This window comes from Thalassotalea euphylliae, assembly GCF_003390375.1.
Classification (GTDB): Bacteria; Pseudomonadota; Gammaproteobacteria; order Enterobacterales; family Alteromonadaceae; genus Thalassotalea_F; species Thalassotalea_F euphylliae_A.
Genome location: NZ_QUOT01000001.1, coordinates 2,092,290 through 2,116,385, shown reverse-complemented (window position 1 = coordinate 2,116,385; position 24,096 = coordinate 2,092,290). Strand labels below are relative to the sequence as shown.

The following is a 24,096-nucleotide window of genomic DNA, read 5'->3' as shown; positions in this document are numbered from 1 at the left end:
CGGGTGGAGGAGATCAGGCATGTTATTTCAAGGCAAAAGCCTTTCTGCCGAGTTACTTGCTGACGGTATTGTTGAATTTAAATTCGACGCCGAAGGTTCAGTAAACAAGTTCGATCAGGCAACATTTGAAGAATATCGCGCAGTAGTCGACGCGATCAAAAACTGCAGCGACGCAAAAGGTATTATTGTTACCTCTGGCAAATCAGCATTCATTGCTGGCGCTGACATCACAGAATTCCTAGAAACTTTCAAAAAGCCAATGGACGAGTTAATCCCTTGGGTTAAAGCGGCTACTGACTTATTTGATTCGTTTGAAGATATCGACCTACCAAAAGTTGCAGCAGTTAACGGCTTCGCACTAGGTGGCGGTTGTGAAATGATTTTAACCTGTGACTACCGTGTTGCAGACACAACAGCATCTATCGGCTTACCAGAAGTTAAATTAGGTTTAATGCCTGGTTTTGGCGGTACTGTTCGTTTACCTCGTATTATCGGTGCTGACAACGCAGTTGAGTGGATGTCGACAGGTAAAGCTCACAAAGCTGAACAAGCACTAGCCGTTGGTGTTGTTGATGCGGTTGTTGCGCCTGAGCAACTTCGCGATGCAGCGATTGCTATGGTGAAACAAGCGATCGAAGGTAAGTTAAACTGGCAAGCAAAACGCCAAGCTAAATTAGAGCCTTTAAAGCTAACGCCAACTGAAACCATCATGACCTTCAATACTTGTAAAGGTATGATCGCAGCGAAAGCGGGTAAGCACTACCCAGCACCAATGACTATGGTTAAGTCATTAGAAGCGGCGGCAGGTTTAGACCGTGCTGGGGCAATGGCAATTGAAAACGAAGGTTTTGCTAAGCTTGCGAAAACTGACGCAGCGACAGCACAAATCGGCATTTTCATGTCTGATCAAGTGATCAAAGGCAAAGCGAAGAAAGCGGCGAAAGCAGGTGCACCTGTTGAAAAAGCTGCGGTACTTGGCGCTGGTATCATGGGTGGCGGTATCGCTTACCAATCAGCTGCTAAAGGCACGCCAATTGTCATGAAAGACATTGCTGATAGCGCACTTGATTTAGGTTTAACCACAGCAGCTGGCTTATTAACTAAGCAGGTTGAACGTGGTCGCATGAACGCTAAGAAAATGGCGGGCGTGTTAAATAACATCACACCAACGTTAAGCTACGACAGCTTAAAAGATGTTGACGTTGTGGTTGAAGCGGTTGTTGAAAACCCGAAAGTAAAAGGCATTGTATTAGCCGAAGTTGAAGGCGTTACAGGTGACGACGCAATTCTTGCCTCAAACACCTCAACGATTTCTATCGACCTACTTGCTGAAAGCGTTAAGCGCAAAGACAAGTTCTGTGGTATGCACTTCTTCAACCCAGTGCACAAAATGCCATTAGTAGAAGTTATCCGTGGTAAAGAAACGTCTGACGAAACCGTTGCTGCTGTTGTTGCTTACGCTGCGAAAATGGGTAAATCACCTATCGTGGTTAACGACTGCCCAGGTTTCTACGTAAACCGCGTATTATTCCCATACTTTGCAGGTTTCAGCCACTTAGTAAAAGAAGGTGCTGATTTTACTGCCGTTGATAAGGTAATGGAGAAGCAATTCGGCTGGCCTATGGGTCCTGCGTACTTACTTGACGTTGTTGGTATCGACACAGCTGATCACTGTACAGGTGTTATGTCTGCTGGCTTCCCAACACGTATGCAGAAGATCGACAACGATCCAGTAAGCATTCTATTTGGTGATGATCGTTACGGTCAGAAGAATGGCAAAGGTTTCTACGACTACGGTAAAGACAAGCGCGGTCGTCCAACCAAAGTACCAGCAGAAAAAGCATACGAGTTATTTGCTGGCAACGTTGCTGACAAGAAGGACTTCGACGCTGACGAAGTTATCGCACGCCTAATGATCCCTATGGTGAACGAAGTAGTTCGTTGTTTAGAAGAAGGTATCGTTGATACGGCTGCTGAAGCAGATATGGGCTTAATCTACGGTCTAGGTTTCCCTCCATTCCGCGGTGGTCCAATTCGTTACCTAGAAACAGTTGGTCTAGAGAAATTCATCGAATTGGCTGACAAGTTCGCCCACTTAGGTGAAATTTACCAAGTAACAGACGGTATGCGTGAGATGGCTAAATCTGGCAAGTCTTACTACACCACTGATGTGAAAACAGCTTAAGCCGAGGAAAGAAAAATGAAAGAAGTCGTAATTGTCGATTGTATTCGTACCCCTATGGGTCGCTCTAAGGCTGGTGTTTTCCGTAACGTACGTGCCGAGACCTTATCTGCGCACCTAATGCAAGCGCTATTAGATCGCAACCCTAACTTAGACCCAGCGTTAATCGAAGACATTATCTGGGGTAACGTTAAGCAAACTAAAGAGCAAGGTTTCAACATTGCTCGTAACGCTCAGCTATTAACTGACATTCCTAAGTCAGTTGGCGCTATTACCGTTAACCGTTTATGTGGCTCTTCAATGAGTGCATTACACGATGCTTCTGCCTTTATCATGGCAGGTCAAGGTGACGTTTACATGGTTGGTGGTGTTGAGCACATGGGTCACGTACCTATGATGTACGATGTGGATTTCGATCCAGCACTAAGCAAGTACATCTCTCGTGCTGCTGGTAACATGGGCTTAACGGCTGAGTTACTAGGTATGCAACACGGTGTAACACGTGAACAGCAAGACGCATTTGGCGCTCGCTCTCACCAGCTTGCTCACAAAGCAACTGTTGAAGGTCGTTGGGCAAACGAAATCATCCCAACATTAGGTCACGACGCTAACGGCGTATTGTCACTAATTGAGCACGATGAAGTAATTCGTCCTGAAACAACGGTTGAATCATTAGCAGGCTTACGCCCAGTATTCGACCCAGTAAACGGTACAGTAACTGCAGGTACTTCATCAGCGCTTTCTGATGGTGCATCAGCGATGTTAGTGATGTCTGCTGATAAAGCGAAAGAGCTAGGCTTAACACCACGCGTTAAAATCCGTGGTTTTGCGTCAGCAGGTTGCGATCCATCAACTATGGGTTACGGTCCAGTACCAGCGACTAAGAAAGCCCTTAAGCGCGCTGGTTTATCATTAGAAGACATTCAGTTAGCTGAATTCAACGAAGCATTCGCTGCACAAGCGGTTTCGTGTGTTCGCGCACTAGGTCTTGAAGACAAGATGGACGACATGATCAACTTAAACGGTGGTGCGATTGCACTTGGTCACCCACTAGGTTGTTCAGGTACACGTATCTCAACCACGCTAGTTAACCTAATGGAAGCGCAAGACGTGAACATTGGTTTAGCAACTATGTGTGTTGGTTTAGGTCAAGGTGTAGCAACCGTTTTCGAACGCGTTTAATCACTGGTTTAATAACGTAACTTCCGCGTTGGAAGTGCTCATGTACCCTTGTACATTCCGCGCTTCGGCCTTGAATTTACGTCATTATCCGGCGTGATTAGCTAAACGCTAAAGGTATTTTAAAAGCACTGCTTCGGCGGTGCTTTTTTGTGCCTGATTGATTCTCCGGGAGCTGGATACTGCATTATCCCTTCACAGGAAATTGATAGTGTAATTGCAGGCGTATTGCTATGCGAGACAGGACGTCGAGCACTGATGTGGCACATGGACGTGACATCATCAGGGATAGCAATCAAGCGCAAGTGCAATATAAATGCTTTTCACTGTGCAGGGCGCTGAGGAAGATGAAAGAGGGAAACAAGCGCTTTTTCCCTCTTTTGTGCTGTCGGCACCCCGACAATACAATTTAAATAAATAATGATTCTTCAAAGTATTTTAGCGCGCAAGTAAACTTAGACTTAACGAAGTTATGTATTTTATTGCATAGTTAATTTTAACTTTCAGTTAGTGTTAAGTTTTTATCGGTTAGTATGGTCTACTCTAACAATAGATCCAAAGCACGTTGGGTTAGCTTTGTCGTTTAATGGTGGTGGAATGGGGGTCATATCAGTGAAGTATTTATTAACTTTGGTGTTAGCTACTATTGTATGTTTGCCATTATTGGCCATGGAGCGAGATCGTAGTTCGGTTCGCTGTGATGGCGGTCATATTCGTCACGGCATGGATAAATACCAAGTGATCAGCCGCTGCGGTGACCCTAGAGCGCAAGAAACGATTAGCGGCGATGACCAGCCTAAAGTCGATAAACTGGTTTATAAGTTTAAACGATCGCCGTCCGCACCACTGATTATTTTCACCTTTCGTGGCGGTAAGCTGATCAATATTAAAGAATCTAGATAAGTGCTTTGATACGACTAGCCCATCATTTTCATACACAGCAGATAAACAATAATAAACAGTGCTATCCAAATGGTTTCAGCGACCATTAAAATGATAGGTTTAACACCAACACTGGTCAATTTTGACAGGTTGGACTTCATGCCAATCGCGGCGATAGCAATCACAAGGGCAAAACGGCTAATGGTAGTTGCTCCTTCGGTGATCACAGTCGGTAAATCGACCAGTGAGTTAATTACCATAAACACAACAAAGGCGATTAAGAAGCTGGGGAAATGAGGTTTGTGATCAACTTGCTGGTCATTTTTAAATTGCTCTCTAAGCGCTAGCAACATCATTAGTACCACTGGCATTAAAAAGCTAACGCGCACTAATTTTACCAGCGTTGATAAATCACCCGTTTGCTCTGATACTGAATAGCCTGCGCCGACCACTTGCGCTACATCATGAATGGTGCCGCCAAGGAAAATACTGGTATCGTATTCGTTTAAGCCTAGGCTGGTGGCGATAATGGGGTAGGCGATCATCGCAATAGTAGACAGCGAAGTGACCCCGATAATCGTCAGCAAGGTATCGCGTTCTTTGTTTTTATCATTAGGCAGTATGGCTGAAATTGCCATGGCGGCAGAGGCGCCGCATATAGCGACTGAGCCACCGGTTAACATGCCAAAGCGCCGACTCATCCCCATAGCCCGACTGAGTAAAACGCCGAAAATAATAGTTGAGCCGATAGCAGCAATCAGTAGCAACGCCGTTGACCAACCAAGCGACGTTAAATCATCGAAGGCTATTCGAAAGCCAAGCAAAGCAACACCAATGCGTAAAATCGTAGAGGCGGTAAATTCAATACCTGCTTTACATTTAGTTTCTTCGTGTAAAAATGACAGGGCTATACCGAGCAGTAATGCAAACAGCATGGCGGGGGCATTGTAATGCTCAGCAAGGAATAAGGCGGCAAGGCCAGTGATTACAGCAATAAAACTTCCGGGAAAAAGCGCCTTTATTTTCATTAACATACACAGATTTTTACAACTAGGCTGGTATATTATCTGTTGCGGCGCCAAGTGCAACTAACACTTGCCGTTTTGTCTCACCGCCATAAGGGCGACGGCCATGCATTGCCAGATTATTGTCAACCACAGCGACGTCACCTGCCTGCCACTCTACATCAAATGCGTATTGCTCGGCGGTTGCGATAATCTCTTCTAGCCATGCCTTGGGAATTTCACTGTCATCACCAAAACATAAGCTATCTTGGTGATGTTCACGCACCCCTGACCAGCCTTGATAAGCCGCTACCAATTGATTAAAGAACACTTTCCGACCATCAGTTAAGGTGCGCACCGCAGGTAATTTTCCCGTTGTTGCTTTTAAGCTGCCGTCTTGTTGCCATTGCCAGCGATAACCTAAGCGCGCTAACTTTTCTTCTGCTTCGGTTTGTGTTTCAACACTGAGTGTACTTTTCCAGCTGCGTCCTTGACCTGAATTGGGATCATTCTCACCCGGCATAGTGGTGGTATATTTCACGCCTTTTTGCTCGAATGCCGCTGCCAATTCTGGATTGGCTTGTGCTAAAGCATCAAGCAGTAAATCACAGCGTAATATAGGGCTGGCACCGCCTTGATCGGCTGGCGTTAAACAAAAGAAAAAGATTTTATCGGGGTAAATTGGCGTTTGCGCCATCTCATTGTGCAGGTAAATTTCTACCTCTTTGGGAGCTTCATTAGCGGTAAATACCCGCTCTGTGAAATTAATGCGCACGGCATTCGATAACGAATCTTTGTAATAAAAGTTGGGATAGCCAAAGCTTGCAGTAAACTCGTCGAATGCTTCTGCGGAATCGAGCGGAAAACCGCGAAACAAAATTGCGCCAGATCGTGCCAATTGCTGTTCGATTACCGCTTTATGGTGCCTAATATAATCAGCACTTTCAGCGACACTAGCGCAATCATCGGGATTGACCACTACGGCAGGAAATACATCCGGCTTATCTGTGCAAAACTGCTTGTCAACACTGGTTAACTTCATCTTATTTGAAGGCTTTGTATTTGAAGACATGCCACACTCCTAGTCATAAATTGGGTGAAGCGTATTAAAGGCTGCTTGGCAAAAATGCCCAGGATCATTAAAGCGCTTATCAAGGTTCAATGCGCTAATGGCGGTCATCTCTTCGTCGTTGAGAGCAAAGTCGAAAATTGCAATATTTTCTTTTAAACGTTCAAGCTTGGTACTCTTGGGAATAATTGAGCAGCCCCGCTGCACGTTCCAGCGCAGTACTACTTGTGCTGGTGTTTTCCCTAAGCGCTCAGCGGCGGCAACTACCGCTGGCTGGGTGAGTACGGATTCATCAGCACCTGCCATATCTAATTCTAAATACGAGAGTGCCCCAAGCGGTGAAAATGCTGTGACTTCTACGTCATAGGCTTTGGCCATGGCAATTAAACGCTCTTGGGTGTTGTAAGGGTGCGATTCAATTTGCAAGGCGTAGGGTTTAATACGGGCATAGGTCATCAAGTCATGCATGAGTGCTGAGTTGTAATTGCAGATGCCAATATTTTTCACTAGACTGTTATCGACCAGTTCCTCCATCGCTGCCCAGGTTTTATGTAGCGGCACTTGGGCGAGCTTCATACTCGGGTTCTCTGCCTCTGGATCGAAGAACCATTCCGGTGGATAGCGCTCTTCAATCGGCACATAGGCTTGAGCAATAGGAAAGTGGATTAAATACAGATCTAAGTATTCTACGCCAAGATCTTTAAGGGTTTTCTCTAATGCGAGTTGCACATGTTCAGGTGCGTGGTAGGTATTCCAAAGCTTAGAAGTGATCCATAGGTCTTCACGGCTACATAGCCCATCAGCTATGGCCTTGGCAATGCCTTGGCCGACTTCAATTTCATTGCCGTAATCACAGGCACTGTCAAGATGTCGATAACCCGCCTTAATGGCATCGTATACGGTTTGTGCACAGTCTTGTTTTGCAATCTTCCATAGGCCTAAGCCGACCTGAGGCATAGTCGTTGTTGCCATCACTTACTCGCTTTGAAATTGAAAAGTAGTTACCGCTGTTAGAGATATTGCCTAACATTAAAGTTATATCTTATATAAGACTATAAGTTAGCGTTGGTGATTTCAGGTGTCAATTAATTGATGAAAAAATCATCAGTGGCAGTGTTCGGTTGGTTGTGAGCTAGGAGCAAAAAGAGAGCCGATAACAAGAGGATTGTTATACGTTGAGCTTTAGTTGATGACGTAAGATAGAGGAAAATAAGCAGGAAAATGAGCTGAACAAATTTACCTGCAGAAGAAAGAACTAATCAAAATTTACTAAGTAGTGGTAGTGATCTGAACGGCAGCGGGTGATGCGATATTCTATTATTTGATCGTTTAGCGACTTAGTTGAACGAGTAAACATTAACAATGGCGAGCCGTGTTCTATGGCGAGTAAATCAGCATCAGCTTCGTCGGCCAGAATCGCTTTGATTTTATCTTCTGTTTTATGCACCGTCAGATTAAAGTTGGTTTGATAAAAGTGATAAAGGGTGTGCGGAATTTCTGGTTCGTTTTCTATGCCAGTAAATGCGGAATAGGGCAGATAAATATCTTCTAGCAAACAATATTCACCATTCAATGTACGGCGACGCTTGAGTACAACCACTTTGGTTTTAGCTTTTACATCTAGCTCTTTCGCAATGCTTTTATTTGCGGGCTCAATGGTTAACGATAACACTTCAGATATCGGTAGCTCAGGGCTGTGATTATCGGCGACCAGTGGGAAGAATCGGTACAGTGCTGGCATGCCAGTATGCTCTGCAACAAAAGTCCCTAAGCCTTGCTTGCGGGTTAGTACTTTTTCATCGGTTAGGGTATTGAGCGCTTTGCGCACTGTGCCTTGGCTGACCCCAAACTCACTAGCCAGTTGAAACTCGCTAGGTAGCATATCGCCGGGCTTCCAGCGTTGCTCAACAATTAACTGTGTAACGTGTTTTTCCACTTGTTTGTACAGTGGCAAGAAGGCTAAGCCAGAAGTGCCAAGTTTATTACCGAATTCAGTATCAGCCATCTTTATTCCTATTCAAATAAGCGAATCGACACTCTATATTTTCACTACCTAACGCTGTGCAAAAGACAATGACTATGCAGGTTAAGGCTTTCTTTTATCTTATATAAGAGTTTCACTCTTTCTATCATACTGAGCCAGAGAGAAAAGTAAATTGCATAAAATAATGAGCGAATATTAGCGCTTATTCAAAAGCTATTAATGCTCAAGTAACGCTCAAACCTTAAACAAAATGGTCAAAAAATAAGTTTGACAAATAATCGAACTAAGGTAGTTTATATTCTTATATAAGACCTAAGAATTAGCTTTGTTGACACAAAACGTACTATAAAATTATTCAAAGTTGTCATCGTAGCGAGCATCAAAATAAGCATTACATAACGATTAAAAAACGCATTACTAAGGTCTGTATCACAAGGGGGAAGCAATGTCAGGCTTTAGTGTTGAATCGCCAAGCTGGGACACTATTGATGCCGTTAAGGTTATCGATAACATCAGAGTGCAAGATGATCATGCCGTGATCCCAACGGATCATGGCGACTTGTATTTGAGCGTAAATCAATTTGGCGTTCGCCTGCAATTGGGTAAGCGTATTGATTATGACTATCAAATGTTGGTCACCAACCCTGTTGCAAAAAGCTTATCATTGAGCACCAACCAAGAAGATAACCCCAACCAAGACGCTAACCAAGGTGTTAAGCTAACCAAGGATGGCCAAGAATCGATTATTAGCGCTGGTGATACCGAAGTAGTTATCGCTCATCAACCTTTTGCCATTCAAGTAAAACGCAACACCAAAACCGTTCTGCAATCTGCTACTGATGGTCACTTTGTTCGTCGTTATCGTTTACCGCCACTTGCCCGTATTGAGCAAGGTTGGTTTATGGCATTCGAGTTGGGCAGTAGCGAGCCTGTTTATGGCTTGGGTGAAAAGTGGGGCAAGCTCGATAAACGCGGCCAACTGATTCGCTCGTTTAATCACGATGCGCTCGGCGTAAACGCAGAAATTTCTTATAAAAACTCCCCTTTTGCTTGGAGCCCAAACGGTTGGGGGCTGTTTGTCCACACACCATCACCAGTGACCCATGGCGTTGGCTATGCGCCATGGTCGCAGCGCAGTTATGGCGTACTGGTTGAAGACAGCGCGCTCGACATATTTATATTTACTGGGGGTAATGGCGAGCAATTAATTCAGACCTATACCGAATTAACGGGCAAGGCACCTATGCCGCCACAGTGGAGCTTGGGCGTTATTCTTTCCAAAGCCTATTACCAAGATGCAGATGAATTGTTAGCCACGGCAAAAATGGTTCGCCAGCAGCAAATGCCGTGTGATGTAATTACCCTTGATGGCCGTGCCTGGCAAGACACTGATACTCGCTTTGCCTTTGAGTGGGATAAAACTCGCTACCCCGACCCCAAACCGATAATTGACCAACTTAAAGCCATGCAATTTAAAATTTGCATTTGGGAATATCCGCTAATTTCGATTGAAAACCCGCTGTATCATCAATTGGCAGATAAAGGTTGGCTAATCAAAGATAAGCGCACAGGGCAAGCCTATCAATACGAATGGGACATGAGCGCTTTTGGCGAAGTGCTTACTCCATTGCCCAAATCTGGCATTTTAGATTTCACCCATCCCGATGCGTATGCCTTTTGGCGCGATAGCCATCAAAGTTTGTTTGAGTTAGGTATTGATATGATCAAAGCGGATTTTGGTGAACAAATTGAAGATGACAATATGCTCGCCAGCAATGGTGAGTCTGGCATGGCGCTGCACAATGTTTATAGCTTGCTATACAACCGCTGTGTCTATGAGGCAGCTGAGAAATTTAGCGAAAATGGCGCGTTTTTATTTAGTCGCTCTGCGTGGACGGGATCACAACGCTACCCCGCTCAGTGGGGAGGCGACCCTCAAGCCGATTGGGGTGGACTAGCAGCAAGCTTGCGCGGTGGTCAGTCGTGGGGGCTAACCGGAGCGCCTTTTTACGCGACGGATGTTGGCGGTTTTTATAAAGATACGAGAGACGCCGAGCTTTATGTTCGTTGGATCCAATCGTCGGTATTTTCCGCCCATATGCGTTTGCACGGTATTGGTCAGCGAGAGCCGTGGAGCTATGGTGAAGAAGCCGAATGTGCAGCGAACAAAGCATTGAAGCTGCGCTATCAGTTGCTACCCTATTTACACCAAACTATGGCGCAAGCTACAGAAACCGGATTACCGGTTCAGCGTGCAATGGTGCTTGCGTTTCCAAATGAGCGACAATCATGGGCGTTTGAAGACCAGTTTATGTTTGGTGATAAGCTCTTGGTTGTCCCTTGCTTACAGGCAGGAGGCGAAATTGAGTTTTATTTGCCTCACTCCTCAACACAAGCCGCAACACAAGCCTCGGTTAGTGGTGCAAATAACTGGCTGCGTTTTAATCCAGACACTAAAGCATTAACACGCTATCAAGGTGGTCATGTTTATCAAGAAAAGCTGGCGTTAGATGACTATGCCGTATTTATTCGTGAGGGCGATGCCATGCCGCTTGGTGATGCTGTTGAGCATACTGAACAGCTCAAGGCACAGCGTAAATCGGTTGCCAGCATCGCTCGCTATTGGCCTGACGCTGAGTTAGCTAAGGGCGGAGAATAATTCATGGCTGGTCAAGATATCGCTTTTACCTTGATTAGCTGCTTGTTTTTTATGGGGCTAGTGGCGTGGATTTCTTACCAAAAAACCAAAGGTGTTGCTGATTCTAAAGATGGTTATTTTCTTGCGGGGCGGGGGTTAACAGGCACTTTTATTGCGGGCTCTATGTTATTGACCAACTTATCTGCTGAGCAACTTATTGGCTTAAATGGGTCAGCATTTGGCTATAACCTCAGTGCCATGGCATGGGAAGTCACGGCTGGCATTGCCACTATTATTATGGCTTTAGTGTTTTTGCCGCGCTACCTTTCTGGTGCTTTCACAACACTACCTGAATTTTTAAAGCAACGTTTCGACGATACCGTACGACGGATGACTGTGGTGCTGTTTATGGTTGGCTATGGTTTGATCACCATTCCGTCAGTCTTGTATTCCGGCTCTGTTGCCGTGCTTAAACTTTTTGATATTCCCACCTTACTGTCGATGAGCTATCAACAATCTTTGGTGTTAACCATTATTATGGTCGGCAGTGTTGGCGCCGTTTACGCGATTTTTGGCGGCCTAAAAGCGGTGGCGGTTTCCGATACTATCAACGGTGTTGGCTTGCTAATTATTGGTATTTTAGTGCCCGTCTTAGGATTTATGATGTTGGGTGGTGGTAGCTTTACAGCTGGTGTTACCACAGTATTAACTGAGCATACCGACAAACTCAATGCTATTGGCCGGCCAACAGATCCGGTACCGTTTGGCACCATATTTACCGGCATGATTTTCGCCAACTTGTTCTATTGGTGTACCAACCAGTACGTGATTCAGCGAACGTTAGGAGCAAAGAATTTAGCAGAAGGGCAAAAAGGGGTGCTGCTTTCCGGCTATTTTAAATTATTGGTGCCATTTTTGATGATGGTCCCTGGGGTGATCGCGTTTCACCTTTATCAAACCAGTCAGCTAGAAACCATCGATATGGCTTATCCTAGGTTAGTGAAAGATGTGTTACCTGTATCGCTCGCTGGCTTTTTCTTGGCGGTATTACTTGGCACTGTATTTAGCTCGTTTAATTCCTTACTTAACAGTGCCGCTACCTTATTCTGTTTAGATGTTTACGCGCCGCTGAAAAAAGACAAAGCCAGCGATGAGCAGCTGATTAAAGTCGCCAAAATTGCCAGCGTGATTATCGCGCTGTTCTCTTTTGTGGTTGCGCCATTGCTGATGTTCGCGCCAGAAGGGTTATGGCAAATTATTCGGGTATTTACTGGTTTTTACAATATTCCTGTGATCACCATTGTTATTGTTGGTTTGTTTACTCGTCGCGTACCCGCCATCGCAGCCAAGGTAGTGATTATTTTCCATGTGCTTGCATACGCACTGCTCAAATTTATTTGGGATGTGGATATTAACTTTATTCACATCTATGCGATTTTATTTGTCACTGAAACCGCCATTATGCTGTTATTTGGTTACTTCCAGCCGACCGAAGAACAGCGCTTTTACCATCATAAAAATACGGTTGATTTAGTACCTTGGCGCTACGCCCATCCGGTTGCTATCAGTTTAGTGTCATTGATTATTATTAGTTATGTATTCTTCTCGCCATTGGGTGTAGTGACAGGATCTTGGTCGATGTTCTACGGCATAAGTGCGGCAATACTATTAGCAAATGTTGCACTTTGCGTTTGGAGTATTAAGCGCTGGCAGAAGAGATACCAGTGCAGTGTTAATGCGGTACAGATCAATAAGGTCTGAGCCAGTTAGATAAGCTGATCGCTCAACTATGGTAATCAGATTCATCACAGACTAGCCGCCGAACACTGCTGATTTATTGAAATAAATAGCAAACTAGCGATTGTGATCTATAGTTAGCTAAAGTCGTTTAGGTCTTATATAAGATATATATTGTATTATGGTATTTTAGCCAGTACAGTATTGTTTAAATAATGTGCAACCCAAGCAAGTTTAAGTTGGTTTAAGTTGGTTTCCGCAGAACTAAATGCGCATTTACTAAGACTGCAAATAGTCAGTAAGAATAAAAAACAAGAAAAATAAGAAAAACAAATAACAACAATTTCAGCGTGAAATCCACAGCCCAGCTAATAAAGATTCAATTAGTCATGGCTACATTTTGTGACTGAATAGACAACAAGCGTCAAGGAAGCAGTTCTCGGAAAGTTTTGTGCAGGCTTTGTTTAGGCATCGCCAGTTAACAAATGAGGTCGTCCGTTATTCCCACGTAAAAATCGCCGTAGAGCGATCGCAAAGCGATATAACACTAATAAAAAAATAGTGAGGGAGATGGACATGAACATAAGCAACAGCAAGCTAAACAAGTTAGGCTTGGCGGTAGCAACTGCCTTGTCAATAACAGCCTTACCAACCCAAGCTTTCGCTGCCGAAGCGGCAGATGACGAAAGTGAAATCGAACGTATTACGGTCACATCACAAAAGCGTGTAGAGCGGCTATCGGAAATTCCGGTTGCTGTTTCGGTATTGCGCAGTGATCAAATCGACAACACCTTTACCGCTGGCTTTGAGGGGCTACAAACCTTAGTGCCTTCTGTCAGTTTTAGAAAAGGTACCACAACGCGAAACTCGGCAATCACGGTACGCGGCATCGGTACCATTTCATTTAGTGTAGCCGCTGAACCTAGCGTTTCAACGGTGGTTGATGGCGTGGTATTGGGGCGTTCAGGCCAAGCATTTACTGATTTATACGATTTAGAGCGCATCGAAGTCTTACGTGGCCCTCAAGGTACACTGTTTGGTAAAAACGCGTCAGCGGGTGTGGTTAACATTACCACTAAACGACCAACTGGCGAGACTGAAGGTATGGTTGAAGCAACCTTGTTGCAAGACAACGAATATCGTTTAAAGGCAAAAATTGAGGGGGCAATCACAGACAATGTTAATGCCAGCCTAGTCGCGACTAAATCGGCATTTGATGGCAACATATTTAACGTTTACAACAATGAGCAAGTAAACGGCTATGACAAAGAAGGCATGCGCCTGATGGTTGATGCTGAGATCAGCAACAAAACGAACATGTTGTTTATCTTCGAGACCATGGATGCTGACGACGATTGTTGTGCCGATATTGAAGGCTTGCCAAGCGGCCGCAACCCAGCGTCAGAAGCCGCGCCTAACAGTGATGGGATTGTTAACGGTGTTGCCGATTTAGACCTAGACCAACGCCGAGTAGATCACGATTTTGAATCCCGCACGATTGACGAGCATACCGCCTTTTCAATGCAATTAGAGCATGAATTTGGCGACTATACGTTTACTTCAATCACCGCGTATCGCGAGTGGGAAAACACCGAATTTCGAGAAGGTGACTTTACCTCTATTGCAGGTGAGTCAACTGAGCCTGTCTTTGGCGTGCCATTTCAACTGCACGATATTGGCCCACAAAGTTGGGATCAGTTCTCACAAGAATTTCGGTTAACGTCGCCCGTTGGCCAGCCGCTGGAATGGTTAGTTGGCGCCTTTTTCTGGCAAAAAGACTCCGAGCGTAATTTTACCCGGGATGCCAGCTGTCAAAATAACAATGGTCAACTGGCCAGTGAAATAGGCTTTTATCTTGAAAATGAGCTTGGTGTAGCGAACCCAAGTGAGCAAGATGTTGCCGACTTTATTAGCCAAGAAGGCATTACCTGTAACGCCAATGATATTGTTAGCGCCACTGCCTTTATGCGCACCGAGTTTAACAACTGGGCGGTGTTTGGTGATGGTCGCTATCATGTCAGTGAAGATTTCCGCTTGTTGTTTGGTTTGCGTTATACCGATGATGAAGTGGAGTTTATGCATAACCGCATCAGTAACGACGTTTATGGCCGCCGCGGTGTTGGTGTTCGTCCGGCCAGTGAAAATACTAATTTTGATGGTAAAACCACAGAAACCAATACTTCGGTTAAGTTAGGTGCACAGTATGACCTTGGCGACATGGGCATGGTGTACGCAACCTATGCGCAAGGCTATAAAGGCCCCGGTTTTAATGTCTTCTACAATATGGCAGAAAAAGATACAGCAGCCATTGGCGATGAAGTTTCTGATTCGTATGAGCTTGGTTACAAGTACGCGATGGGCAACTTAATGGTTAATGCTGCGATTTTCAGTACTGACATTGAGGGCTTTCAAGCCAATAACTTTGATAACTCATCAGGGGTGACGATTACCCGTTTGACTAACGCGGGCGATGTGAGCACTCAAGGTTTTGAAATTGATTTTCTATGGCAGGCAACTGATCAACTTAGCTTGTCTGGCGGCTTAGCGAGTGTCGATGCCGAAATTGATGAGTTTTTCTGTCCTGATGGCGAAGCCTGTACCGATCGTTCTGGCCTAGATGTGCCATTTTCGCCTGATTTGAAATACAACCTAACTGCGGATTATGTGTGGGAAATGGACGATATGGAAGTATTGCTCAATGCTTCATATATCTATACTGATGAGCAGTTTGCAACCTTGCCAAACAATAATGGTGAATTTAATCCTGCCGTATTGCTACCTGACTATGGCATTTTGAATGCAAGTGTTGCCTTGTCATTTAATGACGATGCGTACCGCGTTACCTTTATCGGTAAAAACTTAACGGATGAAAGCTTCTTTACTACCTACAGTGGCGATAGCTTCCGTTATCAAGTGCTGCGTGATGCGGATCGCCATTTTGGTGTCCAGTTTAGAGCAAATTTCTAAACGAACTATTAAGGTATTTACATAACAAAAACACCGCTTCGGCGGTGTTTTTGCTTTCAAACCAAGTGCGCTTTTAATTCTATTTAACAGTTTAGGTAATAAGCTGCCAAGTCAGTAAGTCCAGTGTCAGTAGCTCGACAACAGTAATTAATATTGGCAGTGGGTACAATAGGTAACGCCATCTTGAGGCAAGTTGGCTGGTGAAAAACAGGCTTAAAATCACGGTGGGAATAGGCATTAGCCCAGCCATACCTGCCGACCAAGGCAAGCCACTGCTAACCGCTAAAATTGGCATGGTCAGCATAGTACTGATAATCAAACCAACGGTTATTTTTTTTGCGTTAGCGGCTTTGTTTTGAAAGTAATTTTCTTTTATGGCCAGCGCTACTAATAAAGCAACCTGTAATAAACAGATAAAGCCAAGGTAGATGGCGTGGTGGTTAATGGTTTGATAGTGAGTAAGGTAAAACTGCCACCCCAACCAAAGCCAAAGTAAGGCAATAAAACACAACACTAGCCTTGGATAACGGTGTTTTACGAGCAGGTAAACCGCGATGCTGGTGGCAATCGCAACATCGGCACCGATCAGTTGATGCGCGTTAAGATAGTTAGTGACTAACCGCCAATACACTTCTGGCGAAAACAGCAAAAAATCATGAAGTGAATAGCTAAATAATTGGTTAAGTAAATCGGCAAACACTAGGCTTCATCATTATAAGGTGTTGAGATAAGTTACCATTTGATGGCGCTGCTGTGCATTGGGCAATGGCATGATATTCGCGGCGCTCATGTTTTCCTGCATATGGTCAACTTTTGACGTAGCTGGAATGGCGCAAGTGAGTGCAGGGTGGCTGATCACAAAGCGCAGAAAATATTGTGGCCAATTGTCACAACCTAATTCAGTTGCCCATGCTGGCAATGGTTCTCGTTCGAATCGTTGCATTAAACGTCCACCTTGAAAGGGGCGATTTGCGATAACGGCAATCCCTTTCTCTTGTGCAAGTGGCAGTAATTCCTGCTCAACTTCGCGATCAAGAATATTGTAAGTGAGTTGTACAAAATCAATCGGCTCAGTAGCCATAATCTTTGCAAGTTCGCGATGCCGACGGCCGTGTGAGGTAGTCACGCCAATGTATTTGATCAGCCTTTGCTGCTTAAGCTCGCGCAGCATCGGCAAGTGTTGCTGCCACGCCACTAAGTTATGAATTTGCAGTAGCGCAAAGCGTGCTTGCTGCCACAACTGTTGTGAGTCGTTAAATTGTTGTTTGCCCTCACTTTTCGAACCTGTCCATGTTTTTGTGGCAGCAAATAGTGATGATTGATAGTTAGCGCTATTAGCCTTGAGTTTTGTCAAACCATAGCCAAGCACTTCTTCAGCAGAGCCATACATTGGTGATGAGTCGACCACTTCTCCACCAAGCTGAAAGAAAGTATCAAGCACTTCAGTGCGCTCGTTGCGCAGTGACGTATCCTTGCCAACATTGAAAGTAATCCAAGTGCCCATGCCAATCGGATGAATCGTCTGCCCTGTACTGGGAATCGTTTTCTTGAGAAATTTTGCCGCTTTTAACTGGTAAGCTATGGTATTGGGGTTAAGCGGTTGGTTGTGCTGCTGAGCAAGTGCTGATAAAGGCAATAAACCAACGCCAATACCAAGCTTAGCTAATGTGGTTAACAGCGCGCGTCTGGTCAGTTGTCTATCTTTGATTGCCATAATTCACCCCAATATCTGCTTCGCTATTTGCTTACTCTATTGAGCATAGTCCTTTTATCGCGTGCTGATTAAGCAGATATATGGGGATGCGATAATTGGCAATATTTTTACGGTAAATCTAGGTATTATAAAGACTAACTACAAGCTAATCGATTCATGCTTTATTTGTATTGCAGTGCTTTTTATAACTGCCTTTCAGAAGTGAGCTTTAGTTGAATTTTCAGCTATTTTTAGCCCTTGGAATGTAAGGATTAATCGAAGATGATTTATCCATTTCCAATCCATGTTTTATTGGCTTATTCAGAATATGAAATCTTTTATTCTTATTACTCAAGGGGTAATCTAAAACAAGTTTACGTTATTGGTTTATTGTCTTTTAGCGACCTGACTAGATACTAAAACACTAGGAATTGCCGCAATCGCTTCCATATTTTCTCCATATTTTGATCCTTTAATAGTAAAGGCTAGGGACTAAATTTCATATGAAAACTATTTTGCTTGTCGAAGATGACGCCGATATTGTTGAGTTGATTCAGCTATTTCTGCGCAATGAAGGCTATCATGTTGTCCACGTTGACGATGGCGCTGAAGTGATTGGCGCGGTGCAATTGAATCAGCCTGACTTGATTATTATGGACATTATGCTGCCTAATGTTGATGGCTTAACGTGCACGCAAGAAATTCGTCAATCGTTTAATGTGCCAGTTATTATGCTTACCGCCTTGGTTGAGCAAGGCGATAAACTCGCCGGCTTAGAAACTGGTGCTGATGATTACCTGTGCAAACCCTTTGATATTCAGGAGTTGCTGCTAAGAATTAAAGCGCTACTGCGACGAACAGAAGGACAAGTGCATTATCAGCCCTGGGTAATTGATGAAGAGCAGCTTACCGTAAGTTTTAACGGTGCGATGGTGGATTTTACATTAGGTGAGTTTAAATTATTTACCTTACTCTACAACGCGCCTAATCGCGTATTTTCGCGAGATCAGATTATCGAGCTTATTTATGCCGATTATCGTGATATCACTGACCGTGCTGTTGACAGCCATATCAAGAACTTACGAAGAAAAATTAAGCAAAATGGTGCAGACCCTGCTCATATTCAGTCGGTCTATGGTGCTGGCTATCGTTTTAACCAAGAGCCTACTAGCTAATGCATAATATCATTGTTGCTTTACTGCTGTTATTGACCTTGGCACAAGCTTTCGCTTTCGAATCAAACTATCAAGGCTTGTTAGATGAAATTGTGGCAACAGAGGTGCCATCTGCTGAAAACGAAGCGCGTTTAACCGCATTGTTTGAACATCAAGATCAAGGTATTCGTGTTAGCGCGAAAATTCGTATTGCGGAACTTTATTGGAAAACAGGGCGATTCGAGCAAGCTGAAGCTGTGCTGCAAGATGTCTCGCGAGGTTTTGATAATTACCCACCTAAATACCAAGTGGAAAGCTTGCTAACACAAGCGTCGTTTGAATCAAGACGCAATAATCACCGCGAAGTTGAGAAATATGCACGGCGCGCAGCAGCGATTGCTAAAGCTTCTCACCAACCTTTACTCGCCAATACTTACTATGTGTTGGGTAATTCGCTAATGGCGCAACGGAAAATTCTAGCAGCAAAACAGCATTTTGAACTTGCCCTAGCCCAATATAAACAAATGAAAGACGATACAGGGCTGTTACTTACGTTAAATAGCCTTGGTGTAGTACACAAAGATAACGGTGACTTGGCTAATGGCATTAAATATTTATTGCAAGCCCGAGAAGCGGTAGAGCGCGGTGGTAGTAAAGGGTATCGCGCAACGGTTTACTATAATTTAGGGGATGTTTTTCGCGACTCTCACGAACCCGAAAAAGCGGCAAGCTATTATCAACAAGCGCTGGAAATCGATTTAGAATTGGGTGATTTGGGTAATGTTGCGTACGACTATACGGGCCTTGCACACGCTTATTCCGCGCTTGAACAACATACAAAGGCGTTACAAAACAACCAAAAAGCGATTCAACAACTCGTCAAAATTAAGGCACCGCAAGAACTGTCACGGGCTTACCTGCAACAGTCGAGAATTTATCGCGATCTTGCCGATCAAACAGAACAATTAAAAAGCTTACAACTGGCGGAAAGAACTGCGGCACAATCGCAGTCGAAGTATCAGATCATGTCAGTTGATATTGAAAAAGCAAAATATAGCTTGGAACAACAGGATCACCAGCAAGCCCTAAAGCAACTGTTAAGTGCCCTTGCTATTGCTGATGAGTTGTCATTGGAGCCTGTACAATTAGAGGTGAATAAACTGCTAGCGGATGCTTACCAGCCGCTAAATGACTATAAAAAGGCAAACCAACACCTAAGCACTAGCTTTGCGCTGCAACAGAAGTTGGATAACGAAGATCTACGCGAAAAATCTGAGCGCTATAAAGGTGACTTAAACCTGTTAGAAGAACAATTAAAGGTTAGCCAATTAGAACAAAAAGAGGCTGAGCAAGCACAAGCCATAGAAATGCAAGAGGCCGTTAAACAGCGCCTTGTTATTATGATGTTGGCATCAACCATTGTGTTTATTGTGCTGGTAATTTTTCTAATTCAACGACGTAAATTAGCGGTGCTAAAAGCCGACTTATTTGAACAAGCACTTCAACAAAAGCAGCAACTATTTGCGGATGTTTCCCATGAACTGCGCACGCCACTAACTGCCTTAAAATTGCAAATTCAGGCGCTGCAACACGACTTAGTGAGCAATGTTGAAGACAGTTACGACAAGCTGGCGGGCAAGGTGAATGAGATTAATCGCTTAATTGCTGACATCTACCAACTGGCTCAAGCTGATACTAACGCAATTGAACTTAACCTAACAGAAGTGGCACTTTCCCCCTTATTTGAGCGCTGGCAAGCAGACTGGCAAAGCACAGTGGAAAATAGCGGTTTCGCATGGGGCTGTCAGTTGGCACTTGCTAATACGCGTAAATCGATGGATACCGAACGCATTAAGCAGGTAATTGATAACTTGTTGTCTAACGCCACCGTTTATACCGATAAACCCGGCAAGATTGTGCTAACTGCAGCTATCGAAAACCAGCAGCTCGTGGTTAGTGTTGAAGACACTGCACCGACAGTGAGTGAAGACAAGCTAGGCAAGATATTTGCTCGTTTATATCGAGTAGAGTCTTCTCGCAGCCGTCAAACGGGGGGCTCAGGATTGGGCTTGGCGATATGTGAAAGTTTAATTAAAGCTCATGGCGGCAAGATAAGTGCAAAGCAGAGTGAACTGGGCGGGCTAAAGGTTAGTTTTAGTCTATAAGTCATATAAGTTTTCAGCAACTTAATGGCAGTTAAATACGTAAGTTGAATAAGGTTAAATGATGAAGTATCCGGTGTTAATGACAGCTTATCTACTCGTTTTGCTTACCGCCTGTGGCGGTGGTGGCGAGTCGAGTAACGCCAACGAGCCAACACCCGTAGTACCTGATAGTCCGGCACCCACTAACCCTACACCAACAAACAGTGCGCCAACTGGCAGTATCACGCTAGTTGGCGAGGCAGTTGTTGGGCAAACCTTGGGTTTAAGCCAAAACTTGGCAGATGCAAATGGGCTGGGTCAGTTCAGCTATCAGTGGCGTCGCTTTGTCGATAACAGTCATCAAGCGATTTCTGGCGCAACGTCAACTAGTTATCAAATAACCGAGCAAGATATCGGTGCCAGCTTATCTGTGCAGATCCAATATACCGATGGCGACAACTTTCAAGAAACCGTTACCAGCGCCGAAAGTGATACTGTTATTGCGCTCACTTCTGATGAAAACAGTGCTGGTAAACCCAATATTTTACTGATCATTGCTGATGACCAAGGGCTTGATGCTTCTGCGCAATACAACCTCTCGATAGATTTACCCGTGACCCCTAACTTGGATGCCTTGGCTGCTCAAGGATTAGTATTCGACAATGTCTGGGCTACCCCTGCCTGCACCACAACACGAGCAACCATAATTACTGGGCTGCACGGCATTAACAGCGGTGTTGATTTTGTTCCTGCGGTAATGGATGCCAATACGAATACCCTGCAAAGACAAATAAAAAGCATCGACAGCGATTATCAAACCGCAGTGATTGGTAAATGGCACTTAGGTGGTGCCAACCCAGATTTATCCCACCCCACTGACAGTGGCGTGGATTATTATGCTGGTACTATCGCCGGCACAATTGATGATTACTACCAATGGCAACTAACGGAAATGGGGCAAACCAGTGAACGCATGGACTATCACACCTCAGGAATTACCGATCTTGCTGTTGATTGGCTGGCAGAGCAAAACCAGCAAGAACACCCGTGGTTTTTATGGCTCGCTTACGTAGCTCCGCATTCGCCATTTCATTTACCGCCCGCTGAACTGCACTCGCGTTCGCATTTAACTGGCACGGCATCAGATATCCAAAGCAACAGACGGGAATATTATTTGGCCGCGATTGAAGCGATGGACAGTGAAATTGGGCGGCTATTGGCGTCGCTGCCAGAAGATGAGCGAGACAACACCTTAATTATTTATTTAGGGGATAATGGCACGCCAGGCGGTGTGATTGATACCCGTGTTTTTAGTAGCAGCCACAGTAAAAACTCACTATACGAAGGCGGGGTCAGGGTGCCGATGCTAGCCGCTGGCTTTGGTGTGGAGCGCGAAAATCAGCGAGAAGATGCGCTCATTAATAGCACTGATATTTTTGCCACTATTAGCCAGTTTGTTGGCGCGGCGAGTGAGCAGAGCACGGCCAGTCAAATCAATAACAGCTATAGCTTTTACGCGCTACTGAGCAGCGCTGAGCAGCCACTGCGCCAATTTAATTACACTGAATTTATTCGCGATGGCGCAACGGGCTGGTCAGTGAGGAATCAAGATTACAAACTGCTTGCTTTAGATGGTCAGCCACAAGCCTTATACCAAATAAGCCAAGACATTGATGAAGCTGAAGATCTTATCAACGACACCTCTTTATCCGGTATTGTGGCGGAGCTTAACGCCGAAGGTGAGCGCATACGCATCGAGTAAATTAGGTAACTGCCGTTTGCTTGATTTATCTGACCAGAGCAAGACCTGATAGCTTGCTCCTGTTTGCCTTGTCTGAATTTTGGCTTATGTGACTTATGCCTTAGTGTTTTTTCCAAAAAAACTTACAAATACCTCATAGCTATCCACTTTTCCTCCATATTTTGTTGTTAATTTTAAGCTATCGGTTTTAGTAACAACTTTTTTGCAAGGAAATGGCGATGACATCTAATACATCTCTAAAGGTGGTAAACAAGAAAGGTAACGCACTCAAACTAAGCTCATTTTGGTTAGCCTCATTTAAATTAGGCTTAGGCATTATGCTGAGTATTGCTAGCCTAGTTTCGCCAACCAGTTCTGCTGGGCTTATCAGCGACTATTCGCTTGATAGTGACTCCAATATTGTCACCGACTCTGGCAATAACCTTGAATGGCTGCAATGGTCAGTTACAGATGGCATGTCTATCGATCAAGCGTTATCAACCTATGCTAATGATGGCTGGCAGTTAGCCTCTACTGCTCAAATGTCTGACTTGTTTAACACCTTTGATTTTAGTTATGGCCAATTTACTTGGGGTGAGGGTGGTGAAGTTGATCAATCTCACAACTCAGGCTCTGATGGCAGAACTGAGGCTGCTGATGATCGAGAGCTGATGTTTGTTTCTCTATTTGGCAATACCTATTTAGAGTTCTCATTAAATGAGAATGGCCTTTCTATGCAATATGCCGGCGCGCTATTTGGTTTTAGTGGTGGTGATGACTACTACAAGATTGCCTTTGTCCGTGATGATTTCGATTTTGAGCGGGGAATAATGCAAGATTACAATGGTGCGACAGCCGTAAATTATCGTGAATTTTTAACTGATGGTTTTCGTGAAGATTTGGGTGTCGCACTTGTTCGCTCGACTGAATCAACCGCAGTTCCTGAGCCTGCGCCACTAGTGCTCGTTGCATTTGGGTTAATTGCTTTGGTTTGCACGCGCCGTGCAAAACCCTTGTCGTAAACTGAGGGTAAGCGTATGACCAAGCTTGTTTTTTTATGCGCCTATTTAATTGCATTTGCTGTCAATGCCGGGCTAATGGTTAACACCACTGATTTTATTGATGAGTCAAACCTAACGCATTTTAACGGCTTTGAAGGCTTTAGTAATACCTTTAAAAGCGGTAAAAACTATTACGAAGAAGATGGAATTCAAGTGCGCCAAATTTTCGCGCAAGCGGGAAATGATATTATCTTGAGCTCAAGCATTGAAGGCGAGCGCTCTTGGCTTCCCAATGGTGGGGATTATGGCTATACCGAAATCACCATGGCAAGTGGCGCTGAATTTACTGCGTTAGAGTTTCTTTTTCTTGGCCCCAACTTAAATAATCAGGCGGTGCATTACAGCCTGTGGAACGACGGTCAAGTCGTATTCGAAGGGGCGCTCGACATTGGCAAGAAAGAGCAAGGCGTGCTGGGCTTTGAAGGTGGTGGCTTTGATCAATTATTTGTCCGTACAGGTCATCGCAATGCCTCTATTTTTGACCGTTCAGTTAATGGCTTGAATATTGATAGTATTCAAGTGATTAGTGCGACATCAACACCAGTACCTGAGCCTAGTTCTATTGCGGTTTTTGTGCTCGCGTTAGCGGCGTTAAGGTTGTGGAAAGTAAATTCTGTTCATCAATAGGCTTAGTTACCAAGCCTTTAAGCCGCTAAACCTT

General features: G+C 44.5%; 17 protein-coding genes. 11 read left to right on the top strand and 6 right to left on the bottom strand.

Going from position 1 to position 24,096, the window contains the following annotated elements; all coding sequences use genetic code 11:
- Positions 1-19 precede the first annotated feature (19 nt).
- The 3 genes from fadB to DXX94_RS09280 all read left to right on the top strand — a co-directional run bounded on the left by fadB (position 20) and on the right by DXX94_RS09280 (position 4,264).
- Complete coding sequence (fadB, locus tag DXX94_RS09290; RefSeq protein WP_116015389.1) at positions 20-2,185, top strand: fatty acid oxidation complex subunit alpha FadB; 2,166 nt, start codon at positions 20-22, stop codon at positions 2,183-2,185.
- A gap of 15 nt (positions 2,186-2,200) precedes the next feature.
- Positions 2,201-3,364 carry an acetyl-CoA C-acyltransferase FadA gene (fadA, locus tag DXX94_RS09285; RefSeq protein ID WP_115998871.1) on the top strand — a complete coding sequence of 388 codons (1,164 nt, stop codon included), beginning with the start codon at positions 2,201-2,203 and terminating at the stop codon, positions 3,362-3,364.
- A 594-nt stretch (positions 3,365-3,958) separates the two neighbouring features.
- The gene (locus DXX94_RS09280) at positions 3,959-4,264 is read left to right on the top strand and encodes a DUF2845 domain-containing protein (RefSeq protein WP_116015387.1); all 306 of its coding nucleotides are present in this window, start codon (positions 3,959-3,961) and stop codon (positions 4,262-4,264) included.
- A gap of 14 nt (positions 4,265-4,278) precedes the next feature.
- On the opposite strand, the gene DXX94_RS09275 is transcribed toward DXX94_RS09280, so the two are convergent.
- The 4 genes from DXX94_RS09275 to DXX94_RS09260 form a co-directional block, all read right to left on the bottom strand.
- Complete coding sequence (locus DXX94_RS09275; protein ID WP_374188830.1) at positions 4,279-5,271, bottom strand: YeiH family protein; 993 nt, start codon at positions 5,269-5,271, stop codon at positions 4,279-4,281.
- Between the two features lie 22 nt (positions 5,272-5,293).
- On the bottom strand, positions 5,294-6,289 hold the full coding sequence (locus tag DXX94_RS09270) for a TauD/TfdA family dioxygenase (protein ID WP_116018425.1): 996 nt from the start codon (positions 6,287-6,289) through the stop codon (positions 5,294-5,296).
- 39 nt (positions 6,290-6,328) lie between these two features.
- Complete coding sequence (locus tag DXX94_RS09265) at positions 6,329-7,288, bottom strand: aldo/keto reductase (RefSeq protein ID WP_116015383.1); 960 nt, start codon at positions 7,286-7,288, stop codon at positions 6,329-6,331.
- Positions 7,289-7,571: 283 nt separating this feature from the next.
- Positions 7,572-8,321 carry a GntR family transcriptional regulator gene (locus tag DXX94_RS09260; protein WP_116015381.1) on the bottom strand — a complete coding sequence of 250 codons (750 nt, stop codon included), beginning with the start codon at positions 8,319-8,321 and terminating at the stop codon, positions 7,572-7,574.
- Positions 8,322-8,745: 424 nt separating this feature from the next.
- Here DXX94_RS09260 and DXX94_RS09255 point away from each other — a divergent pair, with 424 nt between their 5' ends.
- The 3 genes from DXX94_RS09255 to DXX94_RS09245 all read left to right on the top strand — a co-directional run bounded on the left by DXX94_RS09255 (position 8,746) and on the right by DXX94_RS09245 (position 15,642).
- Positions 8,746-10,959, top strand: coding sequence for a glycoside hydrolase family 31 protein (locus tag DXX94_RS09255; RefSeq protein ID WP_116015379.1), 2,214 nt, complete (start codon positions 8,746-8,748; stop codon positions 10,957-10,959).
- Positions 10,960-10,962: 3 nt separating this feature from the next.
- Entirely contained in the window at positions 10,963-12,699 is a 1,737-nt protein-coding gene (locus tag DXX94_RS09250; RefSeq protein ID WP_116015377.1) for a solute:sodium symporter family transporter, read from the top strand.
- Between the two features lie 552 nt (positions 12,700-13,251).
- Entirely contained in the window at positions 13,252-15,642 is a 2,391-nt protein-coding gene (locus tag DXX94_RS09245; protein WP_116015375.1) for a TonB-dependent receptor, read from the top strand.
- A 91-nt stretch (positions 15,643-15,733) separates the two neighbouring features.
- Here the strand turns inward: DXX94_RS09245 and DXX94_RS09240 are convergent, their stop codons facing one another.
- Together DXX94_RS09240 and DXX94_RS09235 are read right to left on the bottom strand one after the other, a co-directional pair.
- Positions 15,734-16,342: a DUF6064 family protein gene (locus DXX94_RS09240; RefSeq protein WP_116015373.1), complete on the bottom strand. Its 609-nt coding sequence runs from the start codon at positions 16,340-16,342 to the stop codon at positions 15,734-15,736.
- Positions 16,343-16,354: 12 nt separating this feature from the next.
- Entirely contained in the window at positions 16,355-17,356 is a 1,002-nt protein-coding gene (locus DXX94_RS09235) for an aldo/keto reductase (RefSeq protein WP_116015371.1), read from the bottom strand.
- Positions 17,357-17,838: 482 nt separating this feature from the next.
- On the opposite strand from DXX94_RS09235, the gene DXX94_RS09230 reads away from it, so the two are divergent.
- The 5 genes from DXX94_RS09230 to DXX94_RS09210 all read left to right on the top strand — a co-directional run bounded on the left by DXX94_RS09230 (position 17,839) and on the right by DXX94_RS09210 (position 24,062).
- Positions 17,839-18,510, top strand: coding sequence for a response regulator transcription factor (locus DXX94_RS09230; RefSeq protein WP_116015369.1), 672 nt, complete (start codon positions 17,839-17,841; stop codon positions 18,508-18,510).
- On the top strand, positions 18,510-20,654 hold the full coding sequence (locus DXX94_RS09225) for a tetratricopeptide repeat protein (protein WP_116015367.1): 2,145 nt from the start codon (positions 18,510-18,512) through the stop codon (positions 20,652-20,654). The genes DXX94_RS09230 and DXX94_RS09225 overlap by 1 nt, the downstream gene beginning before the upstream one ends.
- Before the next feature lie 58 nt (positions 20,655-20,712).
- Positions 20,713-22,395 carry a sulfatase-like hydrolase/transferase gene (locus tag DXX94_RS09220; RefSeq protein WP_116015365.1) on the top strand — a complete coding sequence of 561 codons (1,683 nt, stop codon included), beginning with the start codon at positions 20,713-20,715 and terminating at the stop codon, positions 22,393-22,395.
- A 218-nt stretch (positions 22,396-22,613) separates the two neighbouring features.
- The gene (locus DXX94_RS09215) at positions 22,614-23,396 is read left to right on the top strand and encodes a PEP-CTERM sorting domain-containing protein (protein WP_116015363.1); all 783 of its coding nucleotides are present in this window, start codon (positions 22,614-22,616) and stop codon (positions 23,394-23,396) included.
- 15 nt (positions 23,397-23,411) lie between these two features.
- Positions 23,412-24,062 (top strand): hypothetical protein, encoded by a 651-nt coding sequence (locus DXX94_RS09210; protein ID WP_116015361.1) that lies wholly within the window; start codon positions 23,412-23,414, stop codon positions 24,060-24,062.
- The last annotated feature ends 34 nt before the right edge of the window (positions 24,063-24,096 follow it).